This window comes from Bradyrhizobium diazoefficiens (genome assembly GCF_016616885.1).
GTDB classification, from domain to species: domain Bacteria; phylum Pseudomonadota; class Alphaproteobacteria; order Rhizobiales; family Xanthobacteraceae; genus Bradyrhizobium; species Bradyrhizobium diazoefficiens_F.
The window spans coordinates 3,787,200-3,812,728 of sequence record NZ_CP067102.1 but is presented as its reverse complement, the minus strand read 5'-3'; the positions used below and the strand labels follow the sequence as shown (position 1 = coordinate 3,812,728).

Annotated in this window: 23 protein-coding genes; 16 read left to right on the top strand and 7 right to left on the bottom strand. The window is 63.5% G+C overall.

What is annotated here, in order from left to right; genetic code table 11:
- Positions 1 to 21: 21 nt before the first annotated feature.
- Positions 22 to 687, top strand: a complete 666-nt coding sequence (locus JJC00_RS17565; RefSeq protein WP_200473738.1) for a DUF599 domain-containing protein — start codon at positions 22 to 24, stop codon at positions 685 to 687.
- Between the two features lie 899 nt (positions 688 to 1,586).
- On the opposite strand, the gene JJC00_RS17560 is transcribed toward JJC00_RS17565, so the two are convergent.
- From JJC00_RS17560 to mgtE, 4 genes are all read right to left on the bottom strand, one after another.
- Positions 1,587 to 2,522, bottom strand: coding sequence for a hypothetical protein (locus JJC00_RS17560; protein WP_200473737.1), 936 nt, complete (start codon positions 2,520 to 2,522; stop codon positions 1,587 to 1,589).
- 49 nt (positions 2,523 to 2,571) lie between these two features.
- Positions 2,572 to 3,390 (bottom strand): aldo/keto reductase, encoded by an 819-nt coding sequence (locus JJC00_RS17555; RefSeq protein ID WP_200473736.1) that lies wholly within the window; start codon positions 3,388 to 3,390, stop codon positions 2,572 to 2,574.
- Positions 3,391 to 3,531: 141 nt separating this feature from the next.
- Positions 3,532 to 3,843, bottom strand: coding sequence for a helix-turn-helix domain-containing protein (locus JJC00_RS17550; protein WP_200473735.1), 312 nt, complete (start codon positions 3,841 to 3,843; stop codon positions 3,532 to 3,534).
- A gap of 65 nt (positions 3,844 to 3,908) precedes the next feature.
- A complete protein-coding gene (gene mgtE / locus JJC00_RS17545; RefSeq protein ID WP_200473734.1) occupies positions 3,909 to 5,330 on the bottom strand; it encodes a magnesium transporter in 1,422 nt (473 codons plus the stop codon).
- Positions 5,331 to 5,406: 76 nt separating this feature from the next.
- Between mgtE and JJC00_RS17540 the strand changes: the two genes are divergently transcribed.
- Positions 5,407 to 6,213, top strand: coding sequence for a polysaccharide deacetylase family protein (locus tag JJC00_RS17540; protein ID WP_200473733.1), 807 nt, complete (start codon positions 5,407 to 5,409; stop codon positions 6,211 to 6,213).
- A gap of 165 nt (positions 6,214 to 6,378) precedes the next feature.
- On the top strand, positions 6,379 to 7,629 hold the full coding sequence (locus JJC00_RS17535) for a polysaccharide deacetylase family protein (protein ID WP_200473732.1): 1,251 nt from the start codon (positions 6,379 to 6,381) through the stop codon (positions 7,627 to 7,629).
- Positions 7,630 to 7,639: 10 nt separating this feature from the next.
- Here the strand turns inward: JJC00_RS17535 and JJC00_RS17530 are convergent, their stop codons facing one another.
- Positions 7,640 to 8,014, bottom strand: coding sequence for a hypothetical protein (locus tag JJC00_RS17530; protein WP_200473731.1), 375 nt, complete (start codon positions 8,012 to 8,014; stop codon positions 7,640 to 7,642).
- 230 nt (positions 8,015 to 8,244) lie between these two features.
- Between JJC00_RS17530 and JJC00_RS17525 the strand changes: the two genes are divergently transcribed.
- The 7 genes from JJC00_RS17525 to JJC00_RS17495 all read left to right on the top strand — a co-directional run bounded on the left by JJC00_RS17525 (position 8,245) and on the right by JJC00_RS17495 (position 14,213).
- Complete coding sequence (locus JJC00_RS17525; RefSeq protein ID WP_200473730.1) at positions 8,245 to 8,502, top strand: hypothetical protein; 258 nt, start codon at positions 8,245 to 8,247, stop codon at positions 8,500 to 8,502.
- Between the two features lie 336 nt (positions 8,503 to 8,838).
- Positions 8,839 to 9,468, top strand: coding sequence for a DUF1326 domain-containing protein (locus tag JJC00_RS17520; protein ID WP_200473729.1), 630 nt, complete (start codon positions 8,839 to 8,841; stop codon positions 9,466 to 9,468).
- 50 nt (positions 9,469 to 9,518) lie between these two features.
- The gene (locus tag JJC00_RS17515) at positions 9,519 to 10,340 is read left to right on the top strand and encodes a DUF2182 domain-containing protein (RefSeq protein WP_200473728.1); all 822 of its coding nucleotides are present in this window, start codon (positions 9,519 to 9,521) and stop codon (positions 10,338 to 10,340) included.
- 276 nt (positions 10,341 to 10,616) lie between these two features.
- On the top strand, positions 10,617 to 11,681 hold the full coding sequence (pdhA, locus tag JJC00_RS17510) for a pyruvate dehydrogenase (acetyl-transferring) E1 component subunit alpha (RefSeq protein WP_246774246.1): 1,065 nt from the start codon (positions 10,617 to 10,619) through the stop codon (positions 11,679 to 11,681).
- Positions 11,674 to 12,654, top strand: a complete 981-nt coding sequence (locus JJC00_RS17505; protein ID WP_200473726.1) for an alpha-ketoacid dehydrogenase subunit beta — start codon at positions 11,674 to 11,676, stop codon at positions 12,652 to 12,654. The genes pdhA and JJC00_RS17505 overlap by 8 nt, the downstream gene beginning before the upstream one ends.
- A gap of 20 nt (positions 12,655 to 12,674) precedes the next feature.
- Entirely contained in the window at positions 12,675 to 13,775 is a 1,101-nt protein-coding gene (locus tag JJC00_RS17500) for a dihydrolipoamide acetyltransferase family protein (protein ID WP_200473725.1), read from the top strand.
- A 153-nt stretch (positions 13,776 to 13,928) separates the two neighbouring features.
- Complete coding sequence (locus JJC00_RS17495; RefSeq protein ID WP_200455469.1) at positions 13,929 to 14,213, top strand: GYD domain-containing protein; 285 nt, start codon at positions 13,929 to 13,931, stop codon at positions 14,211 to 14,213.
- 450 nt (positions 14,214 to 14,663) lie between these two features.
- Here JJC00_RS17495 and JJC00_RS17490 read toward each other — a convergent pair whose 3' ends face one another.
- Complete coding sequence (locus tag JJC00_RS17490) at positions 14,664 to 17,309, bottom strand: autotransporter outer membrane beta-barrel domain-containing protein (RefSeq protein WP_200473724.1); 2,646 nt, start codon at positions 17,307 to 17,309, stop codon at positions 14,664 to 14,666.
- 843 nt (positions 17,310 to 18,152) lie between these two features.
- On the opposite strand from JJC00_RS17490, the gene JJC00_RS17485 reads away from it, so the two are divergent.
- From JJC00_RS17485 to JJC00_RS17475, 3 genes are all read left to right on the top strand, one after another.
- A complete protein-coding gene (locus tag JJC00_RS17485) occupies positions 18,153 to 18,395 on the top strand; it encodes a type II toxin-antitoxin system Phd/YefM family antitoxin (protein WP_200473723.1) in 243 nt (80 codons plus the stop codon).
- Positions 18,396 to 18,400: 5 nt separating this feature from the next.
- Entirely contained in the window at positions 18,401 to 18,847 is a 447-nt protein-coding gene (locus JJC00_RS17480; RefSeq protein ID WP_200473722.1) for a type II toxin-antitoxin system VapC family toxin, read from the top strand.
- 141 nt (positions 18,848 to 18,988) lie between these two features.
- Complete coding sequence (locus JJC00_RS17475; protein WP_200473721.1) at positions 18,989 to 19,228, top strand: hypothetical protein; 240 nt, start codon at positions 18,989 to 18,991, stop codon at positions 19,226 to 19,228.
- A gap of 392 nt (positions 19,229 to 19,620) precedes the next feature.
- Here the strand turns inward: JJC00_RS17475 and JJC00_RS17470 are convergent, their stop codons facing one another.
- Complete coding sequence (locus JJC00_RS17470; RefSeq protein ID WP_200473720.1) at positions 19,621 to 20,520, bottom strand: LysR family transcriptional regulator; 900 nt, start codon at positions 20,518 to 20,520, stop codon at positions 19,621 to 19,623.
- A 79-nt stretch (positions 20,521 to 20,599) separates the two neighbouring features.
- Here JJC00_RS17470 and JJC00_RS17465 point away from each other — a divergent pair, with 79 nt between their 5' ends.
- Genes JJC00_RS17465 through JJC00_RS17455 form a run of 3 tightly spaced genes read left to right on the top strand, consistent with a single transcriptional unit; the run spans position 20,600 to position 25,516 of the window.
- Complete coding sequence (locus tag JJC00_RS17465) at positions 20,600 to 21,205, top strand: hypothetical protein (RefSeq protein WP_246774245.1); 606 nt, start codon at positions 20,600 to 20,602, stop codon at positions 21,203 to 21,205.
- A 4-nt stretch (positions 21,206 to 21,209) separates the two neighbouring features.
- Positions 21,210 to 22,400 (top strand): efflux RND transporter periplasmic adaptor subunit, encoded by a 1,191-nt coding sequence (locus JJC00_RS17460; RefSeq protein ID WP_246774244.1) that lies wholly within the window; start codon positions 21,210 to 21,212, stop codon positions 22,398 to 22,400.
- On the top strand, positions 22,397 to 25,516 hold the full coding sequence (locus JJC00_RS17455) for an efflux RND transporter permease subunit (RefSeq protein ID WP_200473719.1): 3,120 nt from the start codon (positions 22,397 to 22,399) through the stop codon (positions 25,514 to 25,516). Before JJC00_RS17460 ends, JJC00_RS17455 begins: the two co-directional genes overlap by 4 nt.
- Positions 25,517 to 25,529 lie beyond the last annotated feature (13 nt).

The following is a 25,529-nucleotide window of genomic DNA, read 5'->3' as shown; positions in this document are numbered from 1 at the left end:
GATCCTCGCGAGGAGAGAGACATGAGCAGGCATTGGGTCGACATCACCGCCGTCGGCTTCTTCATCATCGAATGGCTGGTCTATGCCGCCACGCTCGAGCATTCCGCCTATGGCCGCGACAGCCTGTCGGCGCGGATGAACCGCTATCGCGAGGTCTGGGTCCGCCGCCTGCTCGACCGCGACGCGCGCATGGTCGACATGCAGATCATGGCCTCGCTGCAGAACGGCACCGCCTTCTTCGCCTCCACCAGCCTGTTCGCGCTCGGCGGCGCGCTGGCGCTGCTGCACGCGACCAACGACGCCATCACCATTCTGGGCAACCTGGTGCTGATCTGCGTCTACGCCTTCTTCAAATTCGCCTGGGCCTATCGCCTGTTCAACTATGTCGCGATCCTCTACGGCGGCATGCCGCCGGCTGCGCAACGCGACACGCCGGAGGCCGAGGCCCATGTCATCCGCACCACGCGCGTGTTCGAATCCGCCGGCCGCCACTTCAACCGCGGCCAGCGCGCCTTCTTCTTCGCGCTCGGCTATCTCGGCTGGTTCGTCAGCCCCTGGGTGCTGTTCGTGACCACGGCCGCCGTGGTGATCGTGACCTGGCGACGGCAGTTTGCATCGAGCGCATGGTCGGCGATGGCGCCGGATGTGGTCGTGGACGAGGCGCCGAAGCGCGGTCATCAGGGATGAAATTGGTAGCGCGTGCTTCTCTTCATCCGTCATCCTGAGGCGCGAGGCCTGCGATGCGAATGCATCGCAGGCGGAGCCTCGAAGGATGAACGGCCCGGATGCACCCTGGCCGTCGCCCTTCGAGGCTTGCTCCGCGGCGCGGTTGCGCCGCAGAGCGCGCACCTCAGGGTGACGGTCGTAGAGTTTTGTGCGTTTCCTCGAGTTCTGCATTTTCTGGCTCCAGACACACCTTCGCATTCTCGCGGCGCAATCCGCCCGAGCTTTGCTTGACCACGCGACCCTCATCTCCAAGAGGGCGCAGGGAAGGCCGGGTGCTGACCTCGCACCCGCGGTCCACTGCGCGAAAAGCACACGCAGGAAGAACCGCACAGCAGCATACAGGTGGTGCCAATCACTCGGCCTTCCCTGCGCGATGGGTTGACGGCTTATGCCGTGCTCTCCCGGGAGCCGAGTTCCTTCTGGCCTCCCTCGCCCCGCGAATTGACGATGCGGTTGACCCGGTTGGGCGCTCCACACCTCCGCGACAGGCTTGACCGTAGCAACGACGGCCAGGACCACACGGTTTTGCCGTACGCGCGTTCGTCTGTTGCCACAGGGTTCGATGGCATCGTGCACGTAGCCATCGAAATGTTGGCGAGACGAACTGAACAGCGCCGCTCATCCGCACGCGGTTGCGGGCTCACAGGGACTACCCGCCCTGCCCGCACCTCTCGCGCCGACGCTGCCGCGTCCACCGCAAGCCCGCCTCGCAATTCGTGACGACGTACGATCGCCCCTCAAGGATGAGCCGGGATGCCGCAAGACATACGTCATTTCCTAATTTCGGTAAAGCGGAATATTTTTACGAGACGGGATTGACAGCATTCGCGGTGTTTTGCTCGACAGGCAATTTGCACCGGCTAAGACCCGAAATCCCCCGGCGTGAACGACAGGTCCATCACCTTCCATTCGTCGTACTTGTCGACAGGCAACATCTTGTAGGGCTGGCAATCCTGCAGCGCGCTCATCGCGGACTTCACGATGGCCACGCCCTTCGCAGACGGCGGGGCCTCGATCAGGATCGGCGGGCGCGCCAGCGTGCCGTCGGTGGCGAGCACCGCACGCAGCTTGATGTGCACGGCATCGGTCGGTGCGACCCCGGCCGGAAGTTTCGAACAGCTCCTCAGGCGCCGGCGAAGCTCGGCAATGACCTCGGGCGGCAACTTGGCGCCGATCGAATCCTTGGCATCGCCGCCGTCATCCTTGAGCCCGTCTTTGGGCGCGTCCTTCGGCCCGAGCGGCAATTCGGGCGGCAGGCCCAGCATCACGCCGTATTTGACGGTGACATCAGGCTCCGGCGCCCGATAAGCCGGCGGCGCGGCCTGCGGCTGCGGCATCGCCGGAGGTGGCGGCTGCGCCGCCTGAAGCTGAGGCGGCGGCTGTTGCGGTGGCGCCTGCGATGGCTGTGGCGGCGGCTGCTTCTGCTGCGGCTCGTGCGAGGCCTGCTTCTGTGGCGATGATTGCGGCGCCTTTTCCTTGGCCGGCGCAGGCTTCAGGGCAGGGTCCGGCTTGTCGTTGAGATCCAGCTTCGGCAGCCTCAGCTCGGGGGGCGGCTCCGGCGGCTTCTCCTTCGCCTCGTCTTTGGCCTTCTCTTCGGCCTTTTCCTCTGCCTTTTCCTCTGCCTTGGCCTCCTCCTGCTTCACCTGCTCCGGCGTGACGATATCGACCGCGACAGTCTCGGGCGGTGCGGAATGAAACGGATGGACCTCGCTGATCACGATGATCAGCGCCACCAGCGTCAGATGCGCGATGGCTGACGCCGCAATGTCCGTCCGTATGATCTTCCGCAGTTCCATCGCCCGATCTTGGGTTGCCGGCCTGCTCGTAGCATACAGCAGGTTCCCCTCAATCCCATTTCGGCGCGAAGCCAAAATCGGTCAGGCGGCCCTTGGGGCTGGCGAGCGCGGCGACATCAGCCATCTCGTCATCCGAGAGCTCGAAATCGAAGATCTCGATATTTTCCGACAGACGCTCGACACGCGAAGTTCTGGGAATCGCGGACACATTCTGTTGCACCAGCCAGCGCAGGCAGATCTGTGCCGGTGTCTTGTGATGGGCGCGGCCGATACCGGCAAGCGTCTGGTCGGCCTTGATGCGGCCCCTGGCGATCGGGCTGTAGGCAACGAGCGCCATGCCATGCCGGTCGCAGGCCGCTCTCACCTTCGCCTGATCCAGATAAGGGTGATATTCGACCTGGTTGCAGACGAGCGGCTCGGGTGACAGCGCGACCGCCTGCTCGATCAGCGCCACCGTGAAATTGGAGACGCCGATGTGGCGTGTCAGGCCCATCCGCTTGGCATGCGCCAGCGCGCCGAGCGTCTCCTCCAGCGGCACATGAGAATTGGGCCAGTGCAGCAGCACCAGGTCGACGGCGGGAAGCCGCAGCCGCACCAGGCTCTCCTTGACCGACCGTTCGAGATCGTGAGGTGCGAAATGGTTGGTCCAGACTTTTGTGGTGACGAAGACGTCGTCGCGGCGAACGCCGGAGGCGCGCAATCCGTCGCCGACCTCGCGTTCATTGTCATAGACCTGGGCGGTGTCGATGTGGCGGTAGCCGAGCCGCAGCGCCTGCTCGACCACGCGCGCGCAGGTCCGGCCGCTCAGCTCCCAGGTGCCGAGCCCGATCGCCGGGACTCTTGCGCCATTGGCCTCGACGAACAGCATGAGGAATTCTCTCTGTTGCGGCAGCCCCAAATGTCATCACTGGCATCATTATGGGCCCGGTCCGCCAGAGTGCAACGGCGGACGCCAACCTCGGAGCCGGATCTTAAGCCGCAATGCTAACGGGAGGTTCGCGTCAGGCGTTCAGGCTTTGGCAAGCGCCTGGAACACCGTGTCGGGCGCATGCGCGATCACGGCCAGCAGTGCGCGAGCGGGTCCGCGCGGGGCGCGCTTGCCCTGCTCCCAGTTGCGGATGGTCTCGACCGGCACGCCGAGCTTGGCGGCGAACTCCATCTGGGTGAGACAGGCGCGTCGACGCAAATCGCGCACCACGAGCGAACCGGCCTCCGCCGGCGAAGTCTCGGCCGCAGACGTGACCGGCTGGACGGGAAACTCTTGCCCGTCCCGCAATTCAACGACCCGCCCGTCCGCCTTCAGCCGCAACCGCATGCTCATTCTCCCAAGCGGAAGGGATCATGCGGCAGCACGCTTAAGGTGGGATTAAAGATGGTCTCGTGCCCCTACTTCAACCCGAACCACAGCGTGGCGATGCCGAGGAAGGAGAAGAAGCCGACGACGTCCGTCACCGTCGTCACGAACGTGCCCGACGCCACCGCCGGATCGGCCCTGACGCGTTCGAGCGCCATCGGAATCAGGATGCCGCCGAGGGCGCCGGCGATCAGGTTGCAGATCATCGCGAGCCCGATGACGATGCCGAGGCCCGGGATCTTGAACCAGGCCACCGCGGCGATACCGGTGATGACGGCGAAGCCGACGCCGTTGATGAGACCGACCAGCGCCTCGCGGACGACCACGCGCCAGGCGTTGGAGGAGCCGAGCTCGCGGGTCGCGAGCGCCCTCACCGCGACCGTCATGGTCTGGGTCGCGGCATTGCCGCCCTGGCTCGCGACGATCGGCGCGAGCACGGCGAGCGCGACCATCTGTTCGAGCTGGCCCTCGAACAGGCCGAGCACGGAAGACGCCAGGAACGCCGTGGCGAGGTTGATCAGCAGCCAGTTGAAGCGGCCGCGCGCGATGGTGAGAAACGTGTCCGACAGCTCTTCGTCGCTGGTGACACCGCCGAGCGCCTTGAGGTCCTCGTCCGCCTCTTCCTCGATGACGTCGACGACGTCGTCGACGGTGATGACGCCGACCAGACGGTCCTGGGTGTCGAGCACCGGCGCTGCGACGAGGTTGTACTTGCCGAACATGCGCGCCACCTCCTCCTGGTCCTCCAGGACGGAGACGCGGCGGCGATCCTCGTCGGTCAGCTCGGCCAGCGGCACCGGGCGGCGCGCGCGCAGCAGCACATCCAGCGGAACCGCGCCCTGCCAGTGCTGGTCCTTGTCGACGACGTAGATCTCGTAGAAGCGGTCCGGCAGATCGGGCGTATCGCGCATGTAGTCGATCGCCTGCCCGACCGTGAAATCCTGCGGCACGGCGATGAACTCGGTCTGCATGCGCCTTCCGGCCGAGTTTTCCGGATACAGCAGGCTGCGCTCGAGCGCGACGCGCTCCCGCAGCGGCAGCTTCTCGAGGATCTCCTCCTGCTCGTCCTGGTCGAGGGTTTCGAGCAGCTCGACCGCATCGTCGGATTCCAGTTCGCGGACGCCCTCGGCGACCGTCTCGGGCAGCAGCTCGTCGAGGATCTCTTCGCGGACGGCCTCGTCAACCTCGTTCAGTGCGGAAAAATCGAAGTCGCGGCCCGTCAGCTCGACCAGGCGGACACGATCGTCGGGTGCGAGCGCCCCGATGAGATCGCCGAGATCGGCCTCGTGCAGATCGGCGACGCAGGCGCGCAGCGCAGCACTGTCGGCGGCCTCGATCGCATGGGCAATTTCCTCGACGAATTCGTGCCGAATTTCGCCGTCTTCATTGCGCATCGGGACGTGGTCGAGTACCAAGGCCTCGGGGGAAGCGGCGTCATCCATATGTTCATCCATGGTACGCCTCGCCGTTTGACAGGTTGATAATTTGGGCTGACGGTCAGGCAATACCCACAAGGCAATCGCGAGCGCAATGGCAAAGATGCATCGACCGAAATGGACCTCGATCATTGCGGGCCCGGCTCTCGCTGCCCTCACCGCGATCGGCTCAGTCGAGGCCGCCGACTGCCCACGCAGCGATACGCTCGGCACGTCGCGAGTGCTGAGCGTCGATGCCAAGACAACCCCGCGCGTCGGCTTGAAGAGCTTCCCGCAGACGCTGCCGCTCGCAGATCACGAGGTGGTGCTGACCTTCGACGACGGCCCGCGTCCGCCGATGACGTCCAAGGTCCTGGCGGCGCTGGCGCAGGAATGCGTGCGCGCAACCTTCTTCCTGGTCGGCCGGAGCGCCGCCGAATATCCTGATTTGGTCAAGCGCATCGCCCGCGAGGGTCACACGATCGGCCACCACACCTGGTCGCATCCGCACATGGCGCGGATCCCGGCCGATGCGGCGAAGTACGAGATCGACCGCGGCATCGCCACCGACGAGATGGCGCTGCACGGGGTCTCGACGACGACGCCGTCGACACCGTTCTTCCGCTTCCCCTATTTCGAGTCCACGCCAGCCCAGCTCGATCTGCTCCAGTCGCGCGGCATCGTCGTGTTCGGCGCCGATCTCTGGGCCAGCGACTGGAACGACATGACGCCGGAACAGGAATTGAAGCTCATCACCGAGCGCATCGCCGCCGCCGGCAAGGGCATCATCCTGTTCCACGATCCCCAGGCGCGTACTGCGGCCATGATGCCGGCCTTCCTGCGGTATTTGCGGGAAAACGGCTTTCACGTGGTCCACATCGTGCCGGCGGACACGTCACAGAAGAACGCCGACGCGCATTGATGCCGGAATGTCACGCCTGACCAAATTGGGGTGATTTGAGCCCTATTAACACTCTGTTCATGCTACCCCATGCAATGATTGAGCGGGTCCTGCGCCTGAACCGTTTCGGGATAGTTCCGACCTAAGGAATATGACGCCAATCGCGCATGAGGGCAGACCGGGTTCATGATCGGCAGTAGCGTTGCTTTTCGGACGCGATCGTGGGCCGTCCTGCTTCTGGGATTGTTGACCACGGCGTCGCAGGCCGCCTTCGCCGCCGAATGCCCGGGACATCCCGACGCGCTCGGCACCTCCCGCACCCTTGTCGTCGATCCGCATGAGCATCCGCGCATCGGCACCATGCAGTACCGTGAGACGCTACCGCTGAAGGACCACGAGGTGGTGCTGACCTTCGACGACGGTCCGCTGCCGAAATATTCCAACCAGGTGCTCAAGATCCTCGCCGACGAGTGCATCAAGGCGACCTTCTTCATCATCGGCGAACAGGCCAAGGCGAGCCCGGAAGGCGTGCGCAAGCTGGTCGCGGCGGGCCACACGGTCGGCACGCACAGCATGACCCATCCGCTGACATTCGACAAAATGCCGATCGAGAAGATCGAGGCCGAGGTCAACGGCGGTATTGCGTGGACATCGGCGGCGATGACCGATCCGTCATCCCAACTTGCGCCCTTTTTTCGCATTCCCGGTCTGATGCGCGCCGAAGGCGTCGAGAACTATCTGATCTCGCGCGGCATCCAGGTGTGGAGCGCCGACTTTCCGGCAGACGACTGGCGGCATGTGTCGCCTGATCGCGTCTACCAGCTCGCGATCCAGCGGCTGGAGGCCAAGGGCAAGGGTATCCTGTTGCTGCACGACATCCAGGCCCGCACCGTGGCGGCACTGCCAAAGATCATCCGCGACCTGAAGGCACGCGGCTATCGCATCGTTCATGTGGTGCCCGCGACAGTCAACCAGTCGGCGACGCCGACGACGGCCGTGGAGTGGCTGCTGCATCCGCCGACGGAAACGACGCCGATCGCGCGCTGGCCTTCCGTGCCGAACTTCGTATTCGCGCAGGCCGCGACGCTGCCTGCGCCTGGCCTCGCCGATCTCAACACGCAGACCGCGCACCAGCCGCTGGTGTTGCCGCGCAAGACCATGGCCCAGGCCGATGTCGCCGCCACCCTGCCCGCGCCCGGACGCGATCTGTTCGCGATCCCCGAGGGCTCGGTCGAGGTGCTGCTGTCGGCGACCTTGTCGCGACGCGCCGCAACCCGGCTCGCGATGGCAGCCGAACCGCCGCGCGCCGGCAAAGGCAAGGCGGCCAAGATGCAGGCACGGCGAACCGCCCATGCTGCGCACGCGGCGCCGAAGCACGCAGCTCAAGCCAAGAGCACGGCGCCCCGCGTCGCCACCAGCGTGAAGAAGCGCGCCTGAGTAAGACCTGTTACTGCCGCATGATGTTGGCGACGCAGAGCAGCACGATCAGCGCCAGGAAGAACAGGTCCATATAGGATTTGAGCTCGCCGTCACGGCGCAGCCGCGCGACATCCATCACGACCTGCTTGCGCGCGCTGGTCCCGCCCGAGCCGTCATTGATCGGCGCCTGCAGCCGCTTGGTCTCGGCTTCCAGCTTCTCGATCTTCTGGAAAAAGTAGAACGCGCGCAGCGTCGAGGCCGCGCGCATGCCGCTATAGACCAGCACCAGGATCGCGAGGATTGCCCGGTTCTGATACTTCTCCATGAAGTTCAGGCTGAAATAGACCAGCGCCATGAAAGCAAAGTTGGTCAGGAAGCGGTAGACGAAGCTTAGAAAGACCATGCTGGCTCCAGCCGAGAGGGGTCGCGCGAGGCCCGTCTACGCCAACTTTGTTTCAACAAAGATACCATCGCCCGCGTGCCGCCGCGTTTTAGCCACGCGCCGCCATAATGCAAGCGAGAGCGCGCCCCTCGCCTCGTCCCACGCCGCCGCGGCTCGATGGAGATTCGATGGAAGCTGCGGTAGACTGCTGCCATTACCATACGTGAGGTCTTGCGGATTGGGGTCTGCCGATGCCGAAGAAGGGAATCACGGGCCACGACGACTGGGTTTTGACCGAGGCGCTCGCAACCGCGCTGGTCGCGCTTGAGCAGCTCGAGGCCAAGCACCAGCCGAGCGCGCATATGGAAGATATCCGGAAAATGCTGTCGAACGGCAAGGAGCCGGCGGCCGTGACCCTGCATCTCGCCCAGGCCAAGTGCCGCCTGTTCCCCGACCTCGACCCGCTCGAGATCTACCGGGAATACGGGATCGGCGAGGAATACGGCTAGGGATGGGACCTGATCGCTGGCGCGTCTGCGCCGCCTCTTCGACTAGCCCTTCCCGGAACGCCGAAACCTCTTGCCGACCATCTCACCTCTCCGGCCAGCGGAAGCTGTGAAATAGCCCGGCATATCCCTGTGAACAGCCTGTGGAGCGGTCGCGCCGATGCGCGCCCTACGGGCCAAAAACTTCTGAAATTTCAAGGGAGTGTGGGTGCGCTCGGAAGGCGGTCGCACGTATTGAAATGTCAATGGCTTGCGGGACATCGCCGCGCAGCGTAGCTTTCAACTATACGTAGCTCATTCGAAAGCAATCTATCGGGTTCGGCCTAGCGGGAGAGAGCGATGGCAGATGTCCCATGGCACCTTTCCGGTGACTATTTCGAAAATTGCAGTTGCAGCATCGTGTGTCCCTGCCTCGTGTCTGCGGCCCCTCCGTTGACCGCGCGACCGACCGAGGGCTTCTGTAACGTACCGCTGATCTTCCACATCGAAAGCGGCCGCTATGGCGACATCGCGCTCGATGGACTCAATGTCCTGATTATCCTCCACGCACCTGGGGTCATGGCAGACGGAGATTGGTCGGTGGCCGCCTATATCGATCAGCGCGCCAACGATGAGCAGACCGAGGCTCTAGCTGCGATCTTCACCGGCGCCGCCGGTGGTCCGATGGCCGCGTTCACACCGCTGATCAGCAAGAACCTGGGGGTCCGCAAGGTCCCGATCACATTCCGAATCGACGGCAAGACGCGGTCCGCGGAGATCCCGGGTATTCTGCACATGTCCGTTGATCCATTGCCGACCATGCATCCGAGCGGCGAAATGTGGGCGAACATCGGGCATCCGGTTAGCCCGGACAACATGGTCATGGCGGTCGGCGCCCCCGGCAATACGTTCAGCGATCACGGCATGCGCTGGGATAATTCCGGCAAGAATGGCCTCTATGCGCCGATCCGCTGGTCGAACCAGGCTTAATGCACCTCCTGATACCGGCCGTGCGACGAGGCCGGCAACGTCAATCGCAAATGACCGACAGCGCCCTGGAAATCGTGCTGCGGCGCGATCGCTGGGTCATCGGCGGCGCGATCGGCGTCATTGTCGCGCTGGCTTGGAGCTATGTGCTCTGGCTCGCCAACGACATGAACATGGGCGGCATGGACATGACCGGGTTCCGGATGATCCCGGCCGGGATCGGCATCATGCTGCCGGCCAACCAGCCATGGCGAGCGATCGAGTTCGCGTATGTGTTGCTGATGTGGACGGTGATGATGATCGGAATGATGGCGCCCTCGGCAGCGCCCATGATCCTCATGTACGCCCGCGTGGGTCGACAGGGCAAAGCGCAGGGCAAGCCGTTCGCCGCGACCGGCTGGTTTGCGGCCGGTTATCTCCTCGCGTGGAGCAGCTTTTCGCTGGCCGCCACCTTTCTCCAATGGGTGATCGAGCGGGCCGCCTTGCTGGATTTCCAGATGGCGGTCGCCAGCAACCTTCTCGGCGCAATCGTACTGATCGCGGCCGGAGTCTATCAATGGACGCCGCTCAAGGACGTCTGCCTCGCCCAATGCCAGTCGCCGCTTCAGTTCCTGATGCGCCACGGCGGCTTTCAGAACCGCCCGCGCGGCTGCCTGCTGCTGGGGCTTCGACACGGAGGCTATTGTGTCGGCTGCTGCTGGGTTTTGATGGCGCTTTTGTTCGTAGGCGGCGTGATGAACGTGCTTTGGATTGCGCTTTTGGCGCTGCTTGTCCTTTTGGAGAAACTTGCGCCGGTCGGACGATGGGTCGCGCGCGCTGCCGGCATTGCATGTGTGGCCGCGGGCGCCTGGCTGCTGGTGTTCTTGCCGCAGTGATGAGCAACCTGCTTGATGTTCCGTTCGATTTCTGCCCGCGAGGGCATGGCGCCGTCGACCCAGGCGCCGAATAGCTGGAGCGCTCCGAGGCTAAGGTGCCTTATCGAGGCCGGCGGTGCTTTTCAATTTTGATGGTGCAACCGCGCGCAACGGCGAGGCGGCCAGCCACAGTATTGCATCGTCACGGCACATGCACCAAATGAGCTCTGGGAGGCAGGCACTCATTGCTCCAGGAGGGCGAGCGTGGCCAGCAAAAGAGCAAGCGAAGAGCTCCCCGTGATCGCGCGCTTCGAGGTGCGCCGCCGCAACTACCTCGCGCCAGACGGCTCGGCAAACCGGCCGCTTCCCACCTTCGCCACCGATGCCAAGCTGCTTGTCGCGCTGTACCGCGCCATGGTGCTGCTCCGGCATTTTGACCGAAAGGCTGTCGCATTGCAGCGCACCGGCCGGCTCGGGACTTATGCGGTCTCGCTCGGCCAGGAAGCAGTCTCGGTCGGGATGGCGAGTGCGATGCAAGAAGAAGACGTGCTGGTCCCCTCGTATCGCGACAACGGCGCCCTGATTTGGCGTGGCGTCAAGTTGGAGGAGATCCTGTTGTTTTGGGGTGGGGACGAGCGCGGCAATGACTTCTCGGGGCCGGTGCATGATTTCCCGTTTTGCGTCCCTGTCGGATCTCAGGCACCGCATGCCGCCGGCGTCGCCTATGCCTTCAAGCTGCGCAAGGAACCGCGTGTCGCCGTGTGCATGTTCGGCGACGGCGCCACCTCGAAAGGCGATGTTTACGAAGCGATGAATTTCGCCGGCGTGCACAAATTGCCGATCGTGTTCGTCGCCGTCAACAATCAATGGGCCATATCGGTGCCGTTGCGGCTGCAGACCAGGGCGGAAACGCTGGCGCAAAAGGCCATCGCCGCCGGCTTCACCGGCGAGCAGGTAGATGGGAATGACGTTGTGGCGCTACGCGCTGCGGCCGCAGAAGCCATTGCCGCGGCCCGCGACGGCAAAGGCCCTCGCTTCATTGAGGCGGTCACCTACCGGCTCGGCGATCATACAACCTCCGATGACGCATCCCGCTATCGTTCGGCGGAAGAAGTCCAGGCTCATTGGAAGCAAGAGCCGATTGCGCGGCTTAGGTCTTATCTTGTTCGCCAAAAAATGTGGAGCAAGGCAGACGAGGAGCAGCTGGCAGCCGAGTGCCATGAGCGTATCGAGGCGGCGGTCGAGCGCTATCTGACGACGCCGCCACGCCGTCCCGAGACCATGTTCGATCACCTCTATGCCGACCTGCCCGAGGCCTACGCCGCGCAACGTCGTGAACTCTCGGGAGAGCACGATGACTGAGATAACGTTGGTCGAAGCCATCAACCTGGCGCTCGGACGCGCGATGGAGGATGATCCAGCCGTGGTCGTTCTCGGAGAGGATATCGGCGTCGACGGCGGCGTCTTCCGCGCCACCGTGGGCCTGCAGAAGCGCTTTGGCTCGGAGCGCGTTCTGGATACGCCGCTTGCCGAGCTCCTCATTGGCGGTCTTTGCGTCGGCATGGCGGCGCAGGGGCTCAAACCCGTCGGCGAGATCCAGTTTATGGGATTTGTCTATCCCTGCATGGATCAACTGGTGAACCATGCATCGAGAATCCGCAATCGCACCCAGGGGCGCCTCACCTGCCCGATGGTTCTGCGCACGCCGCATGGGGCCGGCATTCGCGCGCCTGAGCATCATTCCGAAAGCACCGAGGCGATGCTCGCCCACATTCCCGGCTTGCGAGTTGTCATGCCTTCGTCGCCGGAACGCGCCTACGGTCTTCTCCTCGCCGCGATCCGCGATCCAGATCCGGTGGTGTTTCTGGAGCCAACGCGGCTGTACCGCGCGGCGAAAGGCGAGGTGGAGGACAATGGCGAAGCCTTGCCGCTGGATCGTGCCTTTGTCCTGCGGGAAGGTCGCGACGTCACATTGATCAGTTGGGGCGCGGTGTTGAAGGAGACCATGGCCGCGGCCGATGCGCTGTCCGCCGAGGGCATCGCTGCAGAGGTCATCGATCTTGCCACCCTGAAGCCTTATGATGAAAACACCGTGCTCAGTTCGGTCGCGAAGACCGGCCGTTGCGTCATTGTGCACGAAGCGGCACGCACCGGCGGATTTGGGGGCGAGATTGCCGCGACGATCGCAGAACGTGGCCTGTCCTCGTTGCTCGCGCCGGTGACGCGTGTGAGCGGCTATGACACCGTCATCCCGATGGCACGCCTCGAGCAACACTATATGCCTTCTGTTGAACGCATCACGACCGCAACACGCAAAGTGTGCCAATTCAGCTAAATCCCGACGGACATTGTCCCATGCGCCAATTCGTGCTGCCGGACCTGGGAGAAGGTCTTGAAGAGGCGGAGATCGTCACCTGGCATGTCACCGAGGGCGATCACGTCGTCACCGATCAGCCGCTCCTCTCCGTGGAAACCGACAAGGCGGTCGTTGAGATACCATCGCCGTCGAGCGGACGCATCGCGCACCTGTTCGGCAACAAGGGCGACATCGTGAAGGTCGGCGCGCCGCTTCTCGAGTTTGCCGAGGGCGCCGAGCAGGACACCGGCACGATTGTCGGCGAACTGGGCAGGGACGAACATCCGCCAGCTGCAGGAATTTCCCTCGAGCGACCGACCGGGCAACAGCCCCAGGTGTTTCCCGCTGTGCGCGCGCTCGCGCGCAAGCTCGATGTCGATCTTGAGAGCGTGGAGGCCACGGGGCCCGGCGGCACGATCACGCGGGCCGATGTCGAACGGGCTGCGAAGAGCACGCCCGAATCCGGGTTCGCCGAGCCCATCCGCGGCATGCGACGCGCAATGGCCCAACGCATGACGGCAGCTCACGCGCAAATCGTCCCCGCCACCGTGACGGATGAAGCCGACATCGACGACTGGCCGACGGGCGAGGACGTGACAATCCGGCTGGTGCGGGCCATCGCCGTCGCCTGCAAGGCCGAACCCGCGCTCAATGCCTCGTATAATTCCACCACGGGAGAGCGTCGCCTGATTCCGCGCGTCGATCTCGGGATTGCCGTCGATACCGAGGGGGGACTTATCGTTCCCGTGTTGCGCAATGTCGCAGAGCGCAGCGTATCGGATTTGCGGGCCGGTCTCGACCGCCTGCGGGCTGATGCAATCGCGCGCTCGATTCCCCCGGAGGAGCTGCGCGGCGCGACCATTTCGCTGTCGAATTTCGGGATGATCGGAGGCCGGTTTGCCAATCTGATCATTGTGCCGCCGCAAGCGGCCATCATAGGAGCGGGACGGATTTCCCCGCGGGCGGTGGCGCATCGAGGCCAGCCTGCAGTGAGGCGCATGTTGCCGCTGTCGCTCACCTTTGATCATCGCATCGTGACCGGGGGCGAAGCCGCTCGCTTCCTGGTTGCACTCAAGTCGGATCTCGAGCTGATGTCGTGAAAATCGACCATGGCATCGAGTTCCACCATGACCTGAGCGCTGGACGAGCGCTCCGCCAAGTGGTTTTGACGTCCCGGCGGTGGCGCGCCCAGTGAAAGGGCGTATAATTGCAATCTCCTTCGCGCAAAATGAACACCTGCCGTGGAGGCGGTCATGAAATATGTGCTGCTCGGAAATCTAAGCCCGGAGTGGGCAAGCAAGCAGTCGGAGCGAGTTAGCAAGGCCAAGGCGAAGCTCGACAAACTCGGCATCAAGATCGAGTCGATCCACTACACGCAGGGCTACTACGATTTCGTCGACGTCGTCGATGCCCCGAAGCCGGAGGCGGTTCTTGCGTTTTCCGTCTGGTATTCCAACCAGGGTCTGGGCCGAATCCAAAGCATGCCGGCCTTTGAAGCAAAGACCTTTGAAGCGGCGGTCAAGGACGCCGCGGGCTGAGACCGGTTGGAAGGTCGAACGTGCTCGGAGTTGAGCCACCCGTTGCGCGAGTGGCGCTGAATCGAATTTTGTTCGAGTGTCTCACCGCCGCACAATCACGCATGGTGGTGGGTGCCACCGTGCCCTGCCCGAGGTTTCAAGGCATTTCGCAGCAATAAGGTGCAACGTAATCCTGCTGCGACGCTGCGCGACAGACGCGGGACATGATCATCCGCCCACCACGGCGGCGATGGCTTCCCTTATTTTGGCCATCGCGTAGCCTCTGGCCTGTTCGAATTCGAGATGTCGCGAGCTTGCTGCTAGCATCGCAGATAGTTCGCGCAAGATTCCAATCCGGCATGGAGGTCGGGCGCACGGGGACGCACGATCCACGTCGAAGCGATGAAGAGCACCCGCGACGGGTGCTGTTCATGACTTGGTCGCGCAAGCTGTTCCTGTCACCTTCGTTCCTTACCACGCGTAGCGCACCACGCCCTTGCCGGCGTAGGAACGGGTGACGTTGGAGAACTCGCCCTCAAAGCTGGCCGCCGCCGACCAGCCGCCCAGCCAGCGCCAGTCCACCGCCGCCGTCGTCAACGCGGAATCGCCGGCCTGCCGGGCGCCGCTGACGACGAAGCTGGCGCCGGGCAGCGCCTGGAAGGTGGCGGCGATCGAACGGTCCGGATTGAAGTCGTGCGCCCAAGCCAAGCGCCCGCGCAGGGTCAGGATGCCATCCGGCATTGCCAACGACTTGTCGGTCCGCAGGCCGAGCTCGCTGCGGGTATCGGTGACACTGCGCGCACCGTAGGCGAGCGCAAAGGCGGCGCCTCCGGCTACGACGCTCTCGGCATAGCCCGGCAGATCGAAGGTGGTGAACTGCCCGGCCGCATAGGGCGTGATGCCAACGCCGTTCAGCCAAGGCGCAATGAACCGGTAGCCGCCCTCGATACGCCCTGAGTAGGCATTGGCCTTGAACTCGGCCCGCAAGCGGTCAAGGCCGGCGATCGTGACCGTGCGGTCAGTGGTGATGTCCTGCCAGCCATAGGCAAGCGCGGCGGAGATATAGGCCGGACCTTCGACGTGGCGCAGATAGGCTCCGGCCTGGAATAGATCGGAGCGGCCCGAGCCCAGCCCGTTGATGCTGAAATTCGTGCCGCCACCGGCGAGCGCGAAGCCTGCGATGGTGTGCGGCGAGAACAGGTAGTCCGCGCCCACAGCGGTGGCATAGAGGCTGCTGCTGGTGGTGTTGCTGCCGGCATTCGCATTGCCGTCGGTCCGCTGACTTCCGCCGAAGCCGGCCCCCCACACGCTCCAGCGCTGTTCGAACCTCTGCGCCAGGGGCGCCTTGGTGAACATCGCATAGGCCTCGCGTTCAGCCGGGCGCTTGTCGTTTGCGTAACCGAGCATCCGACTTTCCTCGGTGAACGCCGGCGCGCCCGTGCTCGCGTCCATCCTGCCGCGGTCCTGGAAAGGATCAGTCAGCAGCCCCGTGAACTGGCTCATGGCATTGAAGGTCGTCTGCTGCGCGCCGGTCCCGAGTTCACCCGATGCCTGCGTCAGACCGGCTGGCGTCAGTCCTGAGTAGACCCCTGGAATTCCTCCATTGGCGTTGAAATAGCCCGTGAGCGCGTTGGCGACGCTCTGCTGGTTGCCGTCGAGATTGCCGCCCGACGGCACGAACGACAGGCTGACGTTCAGGAAGACATTCTTGGCGTCGTAGGCGAGCGTCGTTTGTAGGTTCGAATTGTTGGAGACCACGGTGGGATTGAAGGTCCCATTGACGCCGGCGGCCGTCGTCAGGATGGTGTATTGGCGATTCACGTAGCTGCCGGGTGCAAACACCGCGCTGACCGTTGCGCCGCCGAGCGTCGCCGTTCCGGATGCGCCCGCGACGTTGGTCAGTCCGGCACTGGTCGGAGACACCTGGATCAGGTAGGTGGAAGCGGCGGTGAAGGTCAGGCTGCCCTGAATGGCCAGCGGCGCGAACGCATTGCCACTCGCACCCGGCGCCAGCGTGCCGCCATTGATCGACGTGTTGCCGACCGTGCCGCTGCCGGACAGCGTGCCGCCGGCGTTGACGGTCGTCAGCGAGGATGCCGCGATCGAGCCGTCGACCTCCAGCGTGCCGCCGTTGACGGTCGTCATTCCGGTATACGTGTTGTTGGCGCTCAAGATGGTCGTGCCCGCGGCAACGACGACGGATCCGGCGCCCGAAATCGCCGGCGCAAACGCGTAGTTCGACGAAGTATGGTTGAACACGATCTGCCCGGTGCCGGCGCCGAACGCAACGGTTGGCGCATTCAGCACGCCGGCAGCCGCCGCAGCCTGGCCGAGGGCCGAGCCGATGTTCAGCGTGCCGGTCGAGCCTGCGATCGTTGCGATGTTCACGCTGGTCGCAGTAAAGGTGCCGCCGCTCTGAAGCGTCAGCGTGCCTACCGAATTGGCGGCCAAGCCAATCGACGCGGTGCCGGTATTGACCGCGCCGCCGTTCTGGACCACGAGCGTGCCATGCCCGAAATTACCGATGCCCAGGTTGGCGGCATTCGTCCAGACCGACCCGGTTCCGTCGACAGTCGCGTGACCTACGCCGGTCGTGTTTCCAGCGATCAAAGCGGACGCGCTCGTGACGCCGCCCGCGTTCTGCACCATCAGCGTTCCAGTGCCGCCACTGCCGACGTAGAGAACTGCGCTATTGGTCCACAAAGACCCTGCGCCGCTCACGGTGACAATCCCCGTAGACCCCAGGTTGCTCCCAATGAAGCCGGAGGCATTGCTCACCCCGCCACCGGCCAGAACACTCAGCGTACCAGTGGCATTGAGGCCCATCGTCAGATCGCCAGTCGTGGTCCAGGACGAGCCGGCCCCGGTCACGTTGGCTGTACCTGTCGAACCCGCGCTGTTGCCGAGCGTCCCCGTCACACTGCTGACAACAGCTCCGTTCTGCACGTTGAGGGTGCCCGCACCGACCACACCGACGTAAATGCCTGCGGAACTGGTCCAGGACGAACCCGCGCCGTCCACCGTGACCGTACCCGTGGAGGGCGCGCTAGAGCCGAGATCGGAAATGGCGCTGCTAAGCGTGCCGCCGCCCTGGATCGTCAGACTACCACTCGCCAAGTTTCCGATCACGAGAAACTGACTCTGGGCGCCTGCGGCTCCGATCACCGTCGGATTTGGACTCGTCGTATCAACAAAAACCGTCGAGCCGCTTGTCGGAACGCCGGCCGACCAATTTGTCCCAGTGAACCAATCCGTTGAAGTGGTCCCGGTCCAGTCGGTTGCACGGGACGAAGGCGTCACGGCGAGCAGGCTCAGCGCTACGAGTGAGCTGGTGCCCAAGGCAGACAGCCGGAGCGGCAGAATGCGCTGACTGATCATCCTGTTCGCGCCCGCCGAAAAGCTGTTCGTCGACATTTCCATTCCAGGTTCAGGCGTCACTTTGCCACACGGCGGCTGCGACCAGTCGATCACTGGCCGAGGGCTGTTTTACGAGCAGCCCGGAATGCCGACCAGGACCGGACGCGACCTTCAGTCGGCCCGGCGCGACAATCCCGCGATCTCGGGTCCACTGTTGCATCAAGGTCACACTGCAACCCAGCAACGCTACCCGCGCGAACATAGCGAGGGGCTCAATGTCTGGATGTGGGCGCCGTGCCACGCCCGCGTTCGGCGCAAGGTTGTATTTGCAACATGACAGCCGACCGCTCCAGCCCGCATTGTAAATCGGCGCGGGCGCCGCTTTGCGGTAGACGGTCGCGTAGGCGTCGCGTTCGGCGCCCGAACGTTTGCGGGCCGTGCCAGCGTAGGCGTTGGCAGCTTCTTCTGTGAACGATAGGGCACCGGGTGCGCCGGCTTCGCCCCGCCCGCCAAGCGTGGAGAGGTGGCGGATAGGATCGCGGCTTGATTTCTATGCCAAGGCAGATTATGACTACTGTAGTCACATCTGAACAGGGTACCATTATGCGTGAAATTCAACTTCGGGATGCGAAGTCCGGCCTGTCGGCGCTAGTCGATGACGCCGTGGGCGGCGAGCCAGCCGTCATCACGCGGCACGGCAGGCGAGAGGCCGTAATCCTGAGCTATGAGGAATGGCAGCGGCTGTCGCAAGTGCCCTCCTTCGGCCGCCTGCTGATGGCGGCGCCGCTCACGCCGGACGATCTGCCGCTGCGCGACGCCACACCGTTGCGTCAGACCGAGTTCTAGTCGTCTTGTATTTGGTGGACACCAATGTGATTTCAGCGGCTGCGCCGTCGAGATCGGCATCGCCCGCATTGATCGCCTGGATGGATAACCATTCCGCCCAGCTCTACATATCGGCCGTGGCCGTCGCGGAGATCGAGGACGGCATAGCGAAGGTACGGCGCGAGGGCGCGACACGCAAAGCGGCCGATCTCGCCGCTTGGCTCGAGACGCTGCTGCATCTTTATGGTGAGCGCATTTTCGCCTTCGATACCGCGACCGCTCGATATGCAGGAGCCCTGTCGGACCGCGCGCGCGGGCAAGGGCAAGCACCGGGTTTCGCCGACATCATCATCGCCGCGACCGCCCTTCAGCACGGATTGACGATCCTGTCGCAGAATCTGAAGCATTTCGCGCCGCTTGGCGTGCGCGTGCTCGATCCTTTCGCGGCGCTGCCGCCGGCATCTTGTCCTTGATCAGACCATTTCAGTCGCCGAGTGTTGAAGGCCGTGACCATAGTGGGTGTGACATTCGGGCGTCCGTCAGCTCGCTGCCGACGCATAAATTTGAAGCCGGCAGTCTTGAAATCGAGGCAGAAACTTTAGACGCTCTTGGCGATGACGACGACGATCCAACGCCAACCACCACCCTTAAAACTAGGAAACGTCAAACGAAAGCCGCCGAGAACTGATCTACGGGCGGAATTCTCCCGATCAAGCAAACCGATCGATACCGATAAAGAACTCACCGAAGGGTTTCGTGACGCACTCTTCAATGGAACAACAACGGCGACCAAGCGCTCGCACGTGGCCCGCGCGTTCGAGTACGACAAGTTCAATCAAGTGTTGGCAGGGTGATCGGAGTGAGCCCGCAGATTTCTACGCTGGGCTACGCCACGTGAGGAGATGATGGTTTTCGCGGTGCGTCGGTTCAAAAATAAGGATGCGACGACCGGAACAGCAAGCACCGCACCAAGACGCGCGGGATCAAACAAGGAAGACTTCGCGAAACAAAACTAACATTCGCGGTGAGTAACAATGTGGAAATACCGGAACCGCGAAAATATTTTCGTATCAATGGCTTATTGGGTTTGGTGCGCTCGGAGGGCGGTTGCATTTATTGCGGTTTCAATGGCTTAGCGATATGGGTGAAACGATTGGGTGCATTTCAGGACCACGAGAGCCGTTCAAGGCGGAGGACCCAAACCGGCACGAGATCGGACCTGCTTCCCGCCAGATGCATCCGCACCTCATAAGGTGGTGGCGGCTCCGATAATTGTACTACGCAACCATCGGTGGGCGGGGACATCGTCAAAGCGCCGATGCCAGCTCATCACGCTGTGCAGAACTGGGGCTTCGAATGGCAGCTCCCTGATCTCGATCGGATAGGCGCGGCGGAACTCCAGCGCCAGCTTGCGTCCGAGGATCGCGACCAGGTTCGATTGCACCAGAACCGCCCCTGCGGAGAGATAGGGCACGTCAGAGGCGACAAAGCGGGCGTTCTTCCTTGCTTTGAAGAACGCATCCATAAACTCCAAATTCTCCCCGCTTGAGCTGATTCCCAGATGCCCCAGTTCGGCAAGCACCCCCGCCGTCAACCGCTTTCGAAGCGTCGGATGGCCGCTCCGGAGCACGGCCACGAAGCGATCTTCGATGAGCTGTTGCGAGGCGAACCGTTCACCATCGATGACCCGCCCCGACAATGTAAGATCGAGCTCGCCGCGGTCCAATCGATCCGCGAGATTCAGGGTCCCGCTGGGCACGAGTGACAGTCGCACGCTCGGTGCTTGCGCGCGCACCGCGGCCAAGATCGGCCCCACCGCGACCACGGCTGCATAGTTGTTCACCGCGATCGTGAACCGCCGGTCCGCCGTGGAGGGGTCGAAGGTGTCACCCTCGACCGCGAGCTGCAGCTCGTTGAGTGCCTTGCGAACGGGAAGCGCCAGCTGCTCGGCTCTGGGGGTCGGGCTCATTCCCGCGGGTGTGCGGATGAACAGCTTGTCCTTCAACGCATGGCGCAGCCGGTTGAGCGCGTGACTGACGGCCGGCTGGCTGATGGCGAGGCTGTCTGCGGCGCGAACCACGCTGCGCTCCCGCAGCACCGCGTCGAACACCAGGAGCAGATTGAGATCGAGGTTGCGGAGTCTCATGGGCTTCGATGCACAACGTGAATTTGGGAATTAAGTCAATTCATTTGAATAATAGACCCGCGATGCCCAATCTCAAGCCATGTCAATACGCTTGCCCTACGGGATCGCCGCGCGACCGGCACGCACCACCGTAAAGGTCACCGTCGCAGTCATTGCCGGGCCGGACCCCTCGCTGGTCGCGACGCCTGAGGAGCTACGCCGCTGGCGCCGTCTGACGCCACTCGCTTCGTGGTCCATCGTTTCCGTCCGCGGTGCCCTTCCCGGTAAAGACTTGCCCGATGAGATTTTGCACGGCGTTGCCGCTGAGCTGGCGCGGCAAGACCTGGAGGCACACCAGTTGATCCTGCTTGCAGAGGGCAAGACGGCGCGCGCCGCGCTCGAGCTGGTGCTGCGGGGAGCCATCGACTGTGCCGGCCTCCTCGCGATTGCCGTTCCTTGTACGGCGCTGTCGTTTCGCACCGTCCGCGCCGCAGCTGCTATCCGGCTCGTGGTGCGGTGTCAGGATCGCGAGGACTCACCGGCTGATCTCATCACCGCGCTCCACGCCGCAGATATCGACGCGCGGATCATCGGGTTCGATTCGGCCGCAGCGAACGGCGCACGAGCCGCGGCGAGCGCAGCCGAAACCTTCGTGCTGGAGCTGGTCGCCAATGCCAGCCGCCAAAGCCGTCATCATGGAGTGTGAAGCGATGCCGTCCAGAAAGACTCTTCTCCTCGCCGGCACGGTCCTCCTGATCGGGCTCGGAATCGGCGGGTATTTCCTGCACGCCCCCGCACCAAGCCATGCAGCTGAGCCCAAGGCGACATCCACGGCCGCGCCGCCCGTTCCGGTGACGGCTGCGCATGCGCACAAGGGCGACGTGCCCATCGTGCTCGAAGGGCTCGGCACCGTGACGCCCATCAACACAGCGACCATCCACACCCAGGTCCAGGGGACGCTCGACAGCGTCGATTTCGTCGAGGGGCAGGACGTGAAACGCGGCGATGTGCTGGCGAAAATCGATCCGCGCGTGTTCGAGGCGCAGGTCGACCAGGCGGAGGCCGCCCTCGCTCGCGATCAGGCGGGCTTGAAGAACTCGCAAGTCAACCTGGCGCGGACGCAACCACTTGCCGCGCGCGGATTTGCGACCCAGCAGTTGCTGGATACCCAGAACTCCCAGGTCGCGCAGAGCCAAGGCACGGTCGCACTCGACAAGGCGGCGCTGGAGGCTGCGCAAACCCAGTTGAGCTACACCACGATCACCGCGCCCTTCGACGGGATCACCGGCATCCGTCACATCGATCCCGGCAATATCGTGCATCCAACCGACACAACCGGGCTTGTGATCCTGACGCAACTCCAGCCGATCTCGATCATCTTCACCCTGCCCTCGACCGACATTCCCGACGTGCAGAAAGCGATCGCCTCCGGTGAGGCGTCAGTCGACGCCTATGACGCGGCCAACACGCACAGGCTCGACCATGGCAGCCTGATGCTGATCGACAATCAGGTGGACGCATCCACCGGCACGGTGCGGCTGAAGGCATCCTTTCCGAACGAAAAGAAGAACCTCTGGCCGGGATCGTTCGTCAATATCCATCTCACCGTCGCGCTCCGCCATGACGCCGTAACCGTGCCGTTGACGGCTGTTCAGCAGGGACCAAGCGGCACCTTCGTCTACGTCGTCGATGCGAACCATGTCGTGAGCGCGCGTGAGATCAAGGCCGGCCAGTCGCGCGAAGACAAAGCGCTGATCGACCAGGGCCTGTCCGGAGACGAAACCGTTGTCACGGCCGGTCAGTACCGGCTGACGCCCGGGACACCGGTCGACGTCGTACCCGACAATCGCAAGGACTCGGTTCAGAACGCCACCACTGCAAGCGCAGGCATGCTGCCATGAGCATCTCCCAAGGCTTCATTCGCAAACCCGTCGCGACCGCCTTCCTCGCGATCGGCATCACGCTGATCGGCCTGATTGCCTTCTTCCGGTTGCCCGTTTCGGCCCTGCCGACGGTGGACACACCAACGATCCAGGTCACTGCGCAGCTGCCCGGCGCCGATCCGCAAACCATGGGCTCGTCGGTCGCCACGCCATTGGAGCGCCAGTTCGGGCAGATCGCGGGCCTGACCGCCATGACCTCGTCGAGCGGCTTCGGCAACACCGAGATCACCCTGCAGTTTGCGCTGAGCCGCAGCACCGACGCGGCCGCGCAGGATGTGCAGGCCGCGATCAATGCGGCGGCCGGGCAATTGCCGAAAACCATGCCGTCGCCGCCGATCTTCCGGAAGGTCAATCCAGCCGACGTGCCGGTGCTCCTGATCGCATTGACGTCGGACACCGAGCCGCTGACCAAGGTCGACGATTATGCTGACAGCATCCTGGCGCAAAAACTGTCGCAGGTGCCGGGTGTGTCATTGGTCACGATCGGCGGCATGCAAAAGCCCTCGATCCGTGTCCAGGTCAATCCGGCAAAGCTTGCAGGGGCCGGCATCGATCTCGAGCAATTGCGCTCGACACTCGGCAACGTCACCGTCAACCAGCCCAAGGGCGTCCTCTACGGCAATGAACAGGCCTACACGCTCGCGACCAATGACCAGGTGCTGAACGCCAAAGGCTATGACGATCTGATCATTGCCTATCGGAACGGCGCGCCGGTGCGGCTGCGCGACATCGGTCATGCCGAAGTCGCGGCGGAGGATGTGACGCTGCACGGCTGGTACAACGACAAGCCGTCGGTGGTCCTCGCCATTCAGCGCCAGCCGGGCGCCAACGTGATCGGCACGGTAGACGGCATCAAGAAGCTGCTGCCGCAGCTGGTCGCGGGCCTGCCCTCGGATATCAAGGTCACGATCGCATCGGACCGTACGCAGACGATCCGCGCCAGCGTTGCCGACGTGCAGTTCACGCTGCTTCTCACCATCGCACTCGTGGTCGGCGTCATCTTCCTGTTCCTCCGCAATTTCTGGGCGACCGTCATTCCCGCGATTTCGGTGCCGATCTCGCTGATCGTCACGTTCGGCGTGATGTATCTCTTGAACTACAGCCTCGACAATCTGTCGCTGATGGGGCTTTCGATCGCGGTCGGCTTCGTCGTCGACGATGCCATCGTCATGATCGAGAACATATCCCGGCATATCGAAGAGGGACTGTCGCCGCTGCAGGCCGCGCTGAAGGGCGCGGGCGAGATCGGGTTCACCATCATATCGATTTCGGTGTCGCTGGTTGCGGTGTTCATTCCCCTGCTCCTGATGGGTGGCGTGATCGGACGGATGTTCCAGGAGTTCGCGGTCACCGTGTGCGTTGCGATCGCCGTCTCCGTCATCGTGTCGGTGACCTTGACGCCGATGATGTGCGCTTACCTGCTTTCCAGCCACGGCGCAGGTACAGGCGTGGTATCGCGGACGCTGGAGCGCGGGTTCGTGGCGATCCAGCGCGGCTACGAAGCTCTTCTGTCCGTTGCGTTGCGGTTCAAGCTCGCGACGCTGACGGTCATGCTTGCGAGCGTCGTGGCAACGGGCGTGCTGTTCGTAGGCATTCCGAAAGGGTTCTTTCCCCAGCAGGACACCGGCATGATCACCGGCATCACGGAAGCCTCGGCCGACGTCTCACCGGCGCAGATGGCGGAGCTGCAGCGGGGCGTGATCGACGTGATTGCGAAGGACCCTTCGGTCGCCAACGCCACGGGTTATATCGGCCCCGGGGGACCTACCGTGACCGAGAATAACGGCCGCCTGTTCGTGCTGTTGAAGCCGCGGAACGAGCGCCAGTTCAGCGCCGACGAGGTGATCCGGCAGCTCGATGCCAAACTCGCCAAACTCCAGGGGATCGCCGTGTTCATGCAGGCGACGCAGGACATCAATCTTGCCAGCCGCCTGTCCAAGACCCAGTACCAGTTCACGCTCACGGATGTGAACCAGGACGAGCTGAACAGCTGGGCCAGCAAGCTGTTCGAGAAACTGAAAAAGCGGCCGGAACTCGCCGACGTCGCCAGCGACCAGGCCAATGCCGCGCGTCAGCTCAAGCTCAAGATCGACCGCGATGCCGCCTCCCGCCTCGGCATCGATCCGGCGGCGGTGGACAATACGCTGTACGATGCGTTCGGCCAGCGTCACGTCGCCCAGCTCTTCACCACATTGAACACCTACTACGTGATCCTCGAAGTCGATCCATCGTTCCAGTCCGGCCCCTATGCGCTCAATCGCATTTACGTCCGCTCGTCGAACGGATCGGTGGCACCGCTCAGCCAGTTCACGACCATCGAATATGGCTCGGCGGCACTGGCGGTGAACCATCAGAACCAGTTTCCGTCGGTCACGCTGAGCTTCAATCTGTCGCCCGGCACGGCTGTCGGCACGGCGGTCGCCGCCGTGCAGCAGGAAACGGCCGCATTGCATATGCCGTCGACCATCGCGACGAGCTTCCAGGGCAACGCCCAGGCTTTCCAGTCCGCGCTCGCCTCCACGCCCGTCCTGATCCTGGCTGCGATTGTCGCGGTCTATCTGATCCTCGGCATGCTCTATGAAAGCACGATCCATCCTGTCACGATCCTGTCGACGCTACCGTCCGCCGGGCTCGGTGCGCTCATGACGCTCTGGACTTTCGGCTTCGGGCTCGACGTCATCGGGCTGATCGGGATCATTCTCCTGATCGGCCTCGTGCAAAAGAACGGCATCATGCTGATCGATTTCGCGCTCGAGGCCGAGCGCCACAGGGGACTTTCGGCCGAACAGTCCGCGTTGGAGGCCTGCAAGGTCAGATTCCGTCCGATCCTGATGACGACCATGTGCGCGATGCTCGGAGGCGTGCCGCTGATGATCGGCACCGGGACCGGATCGGAATTGAGGCAACCGCTCGGCTTCGCGATCGTCGGCGGCCTGATCGTCTCGCAGCTATTGACGCTGTTCACGACGCCGGTGGTCTACATCTACCTCCAGAACGTCAGCGACTGGTTCGCACGTAAACGCAACACGCATAGCGCTCCCCTTCCGGCCGTCAAACCGGAGCTTGCAGAATGAACAGCAAGACTAG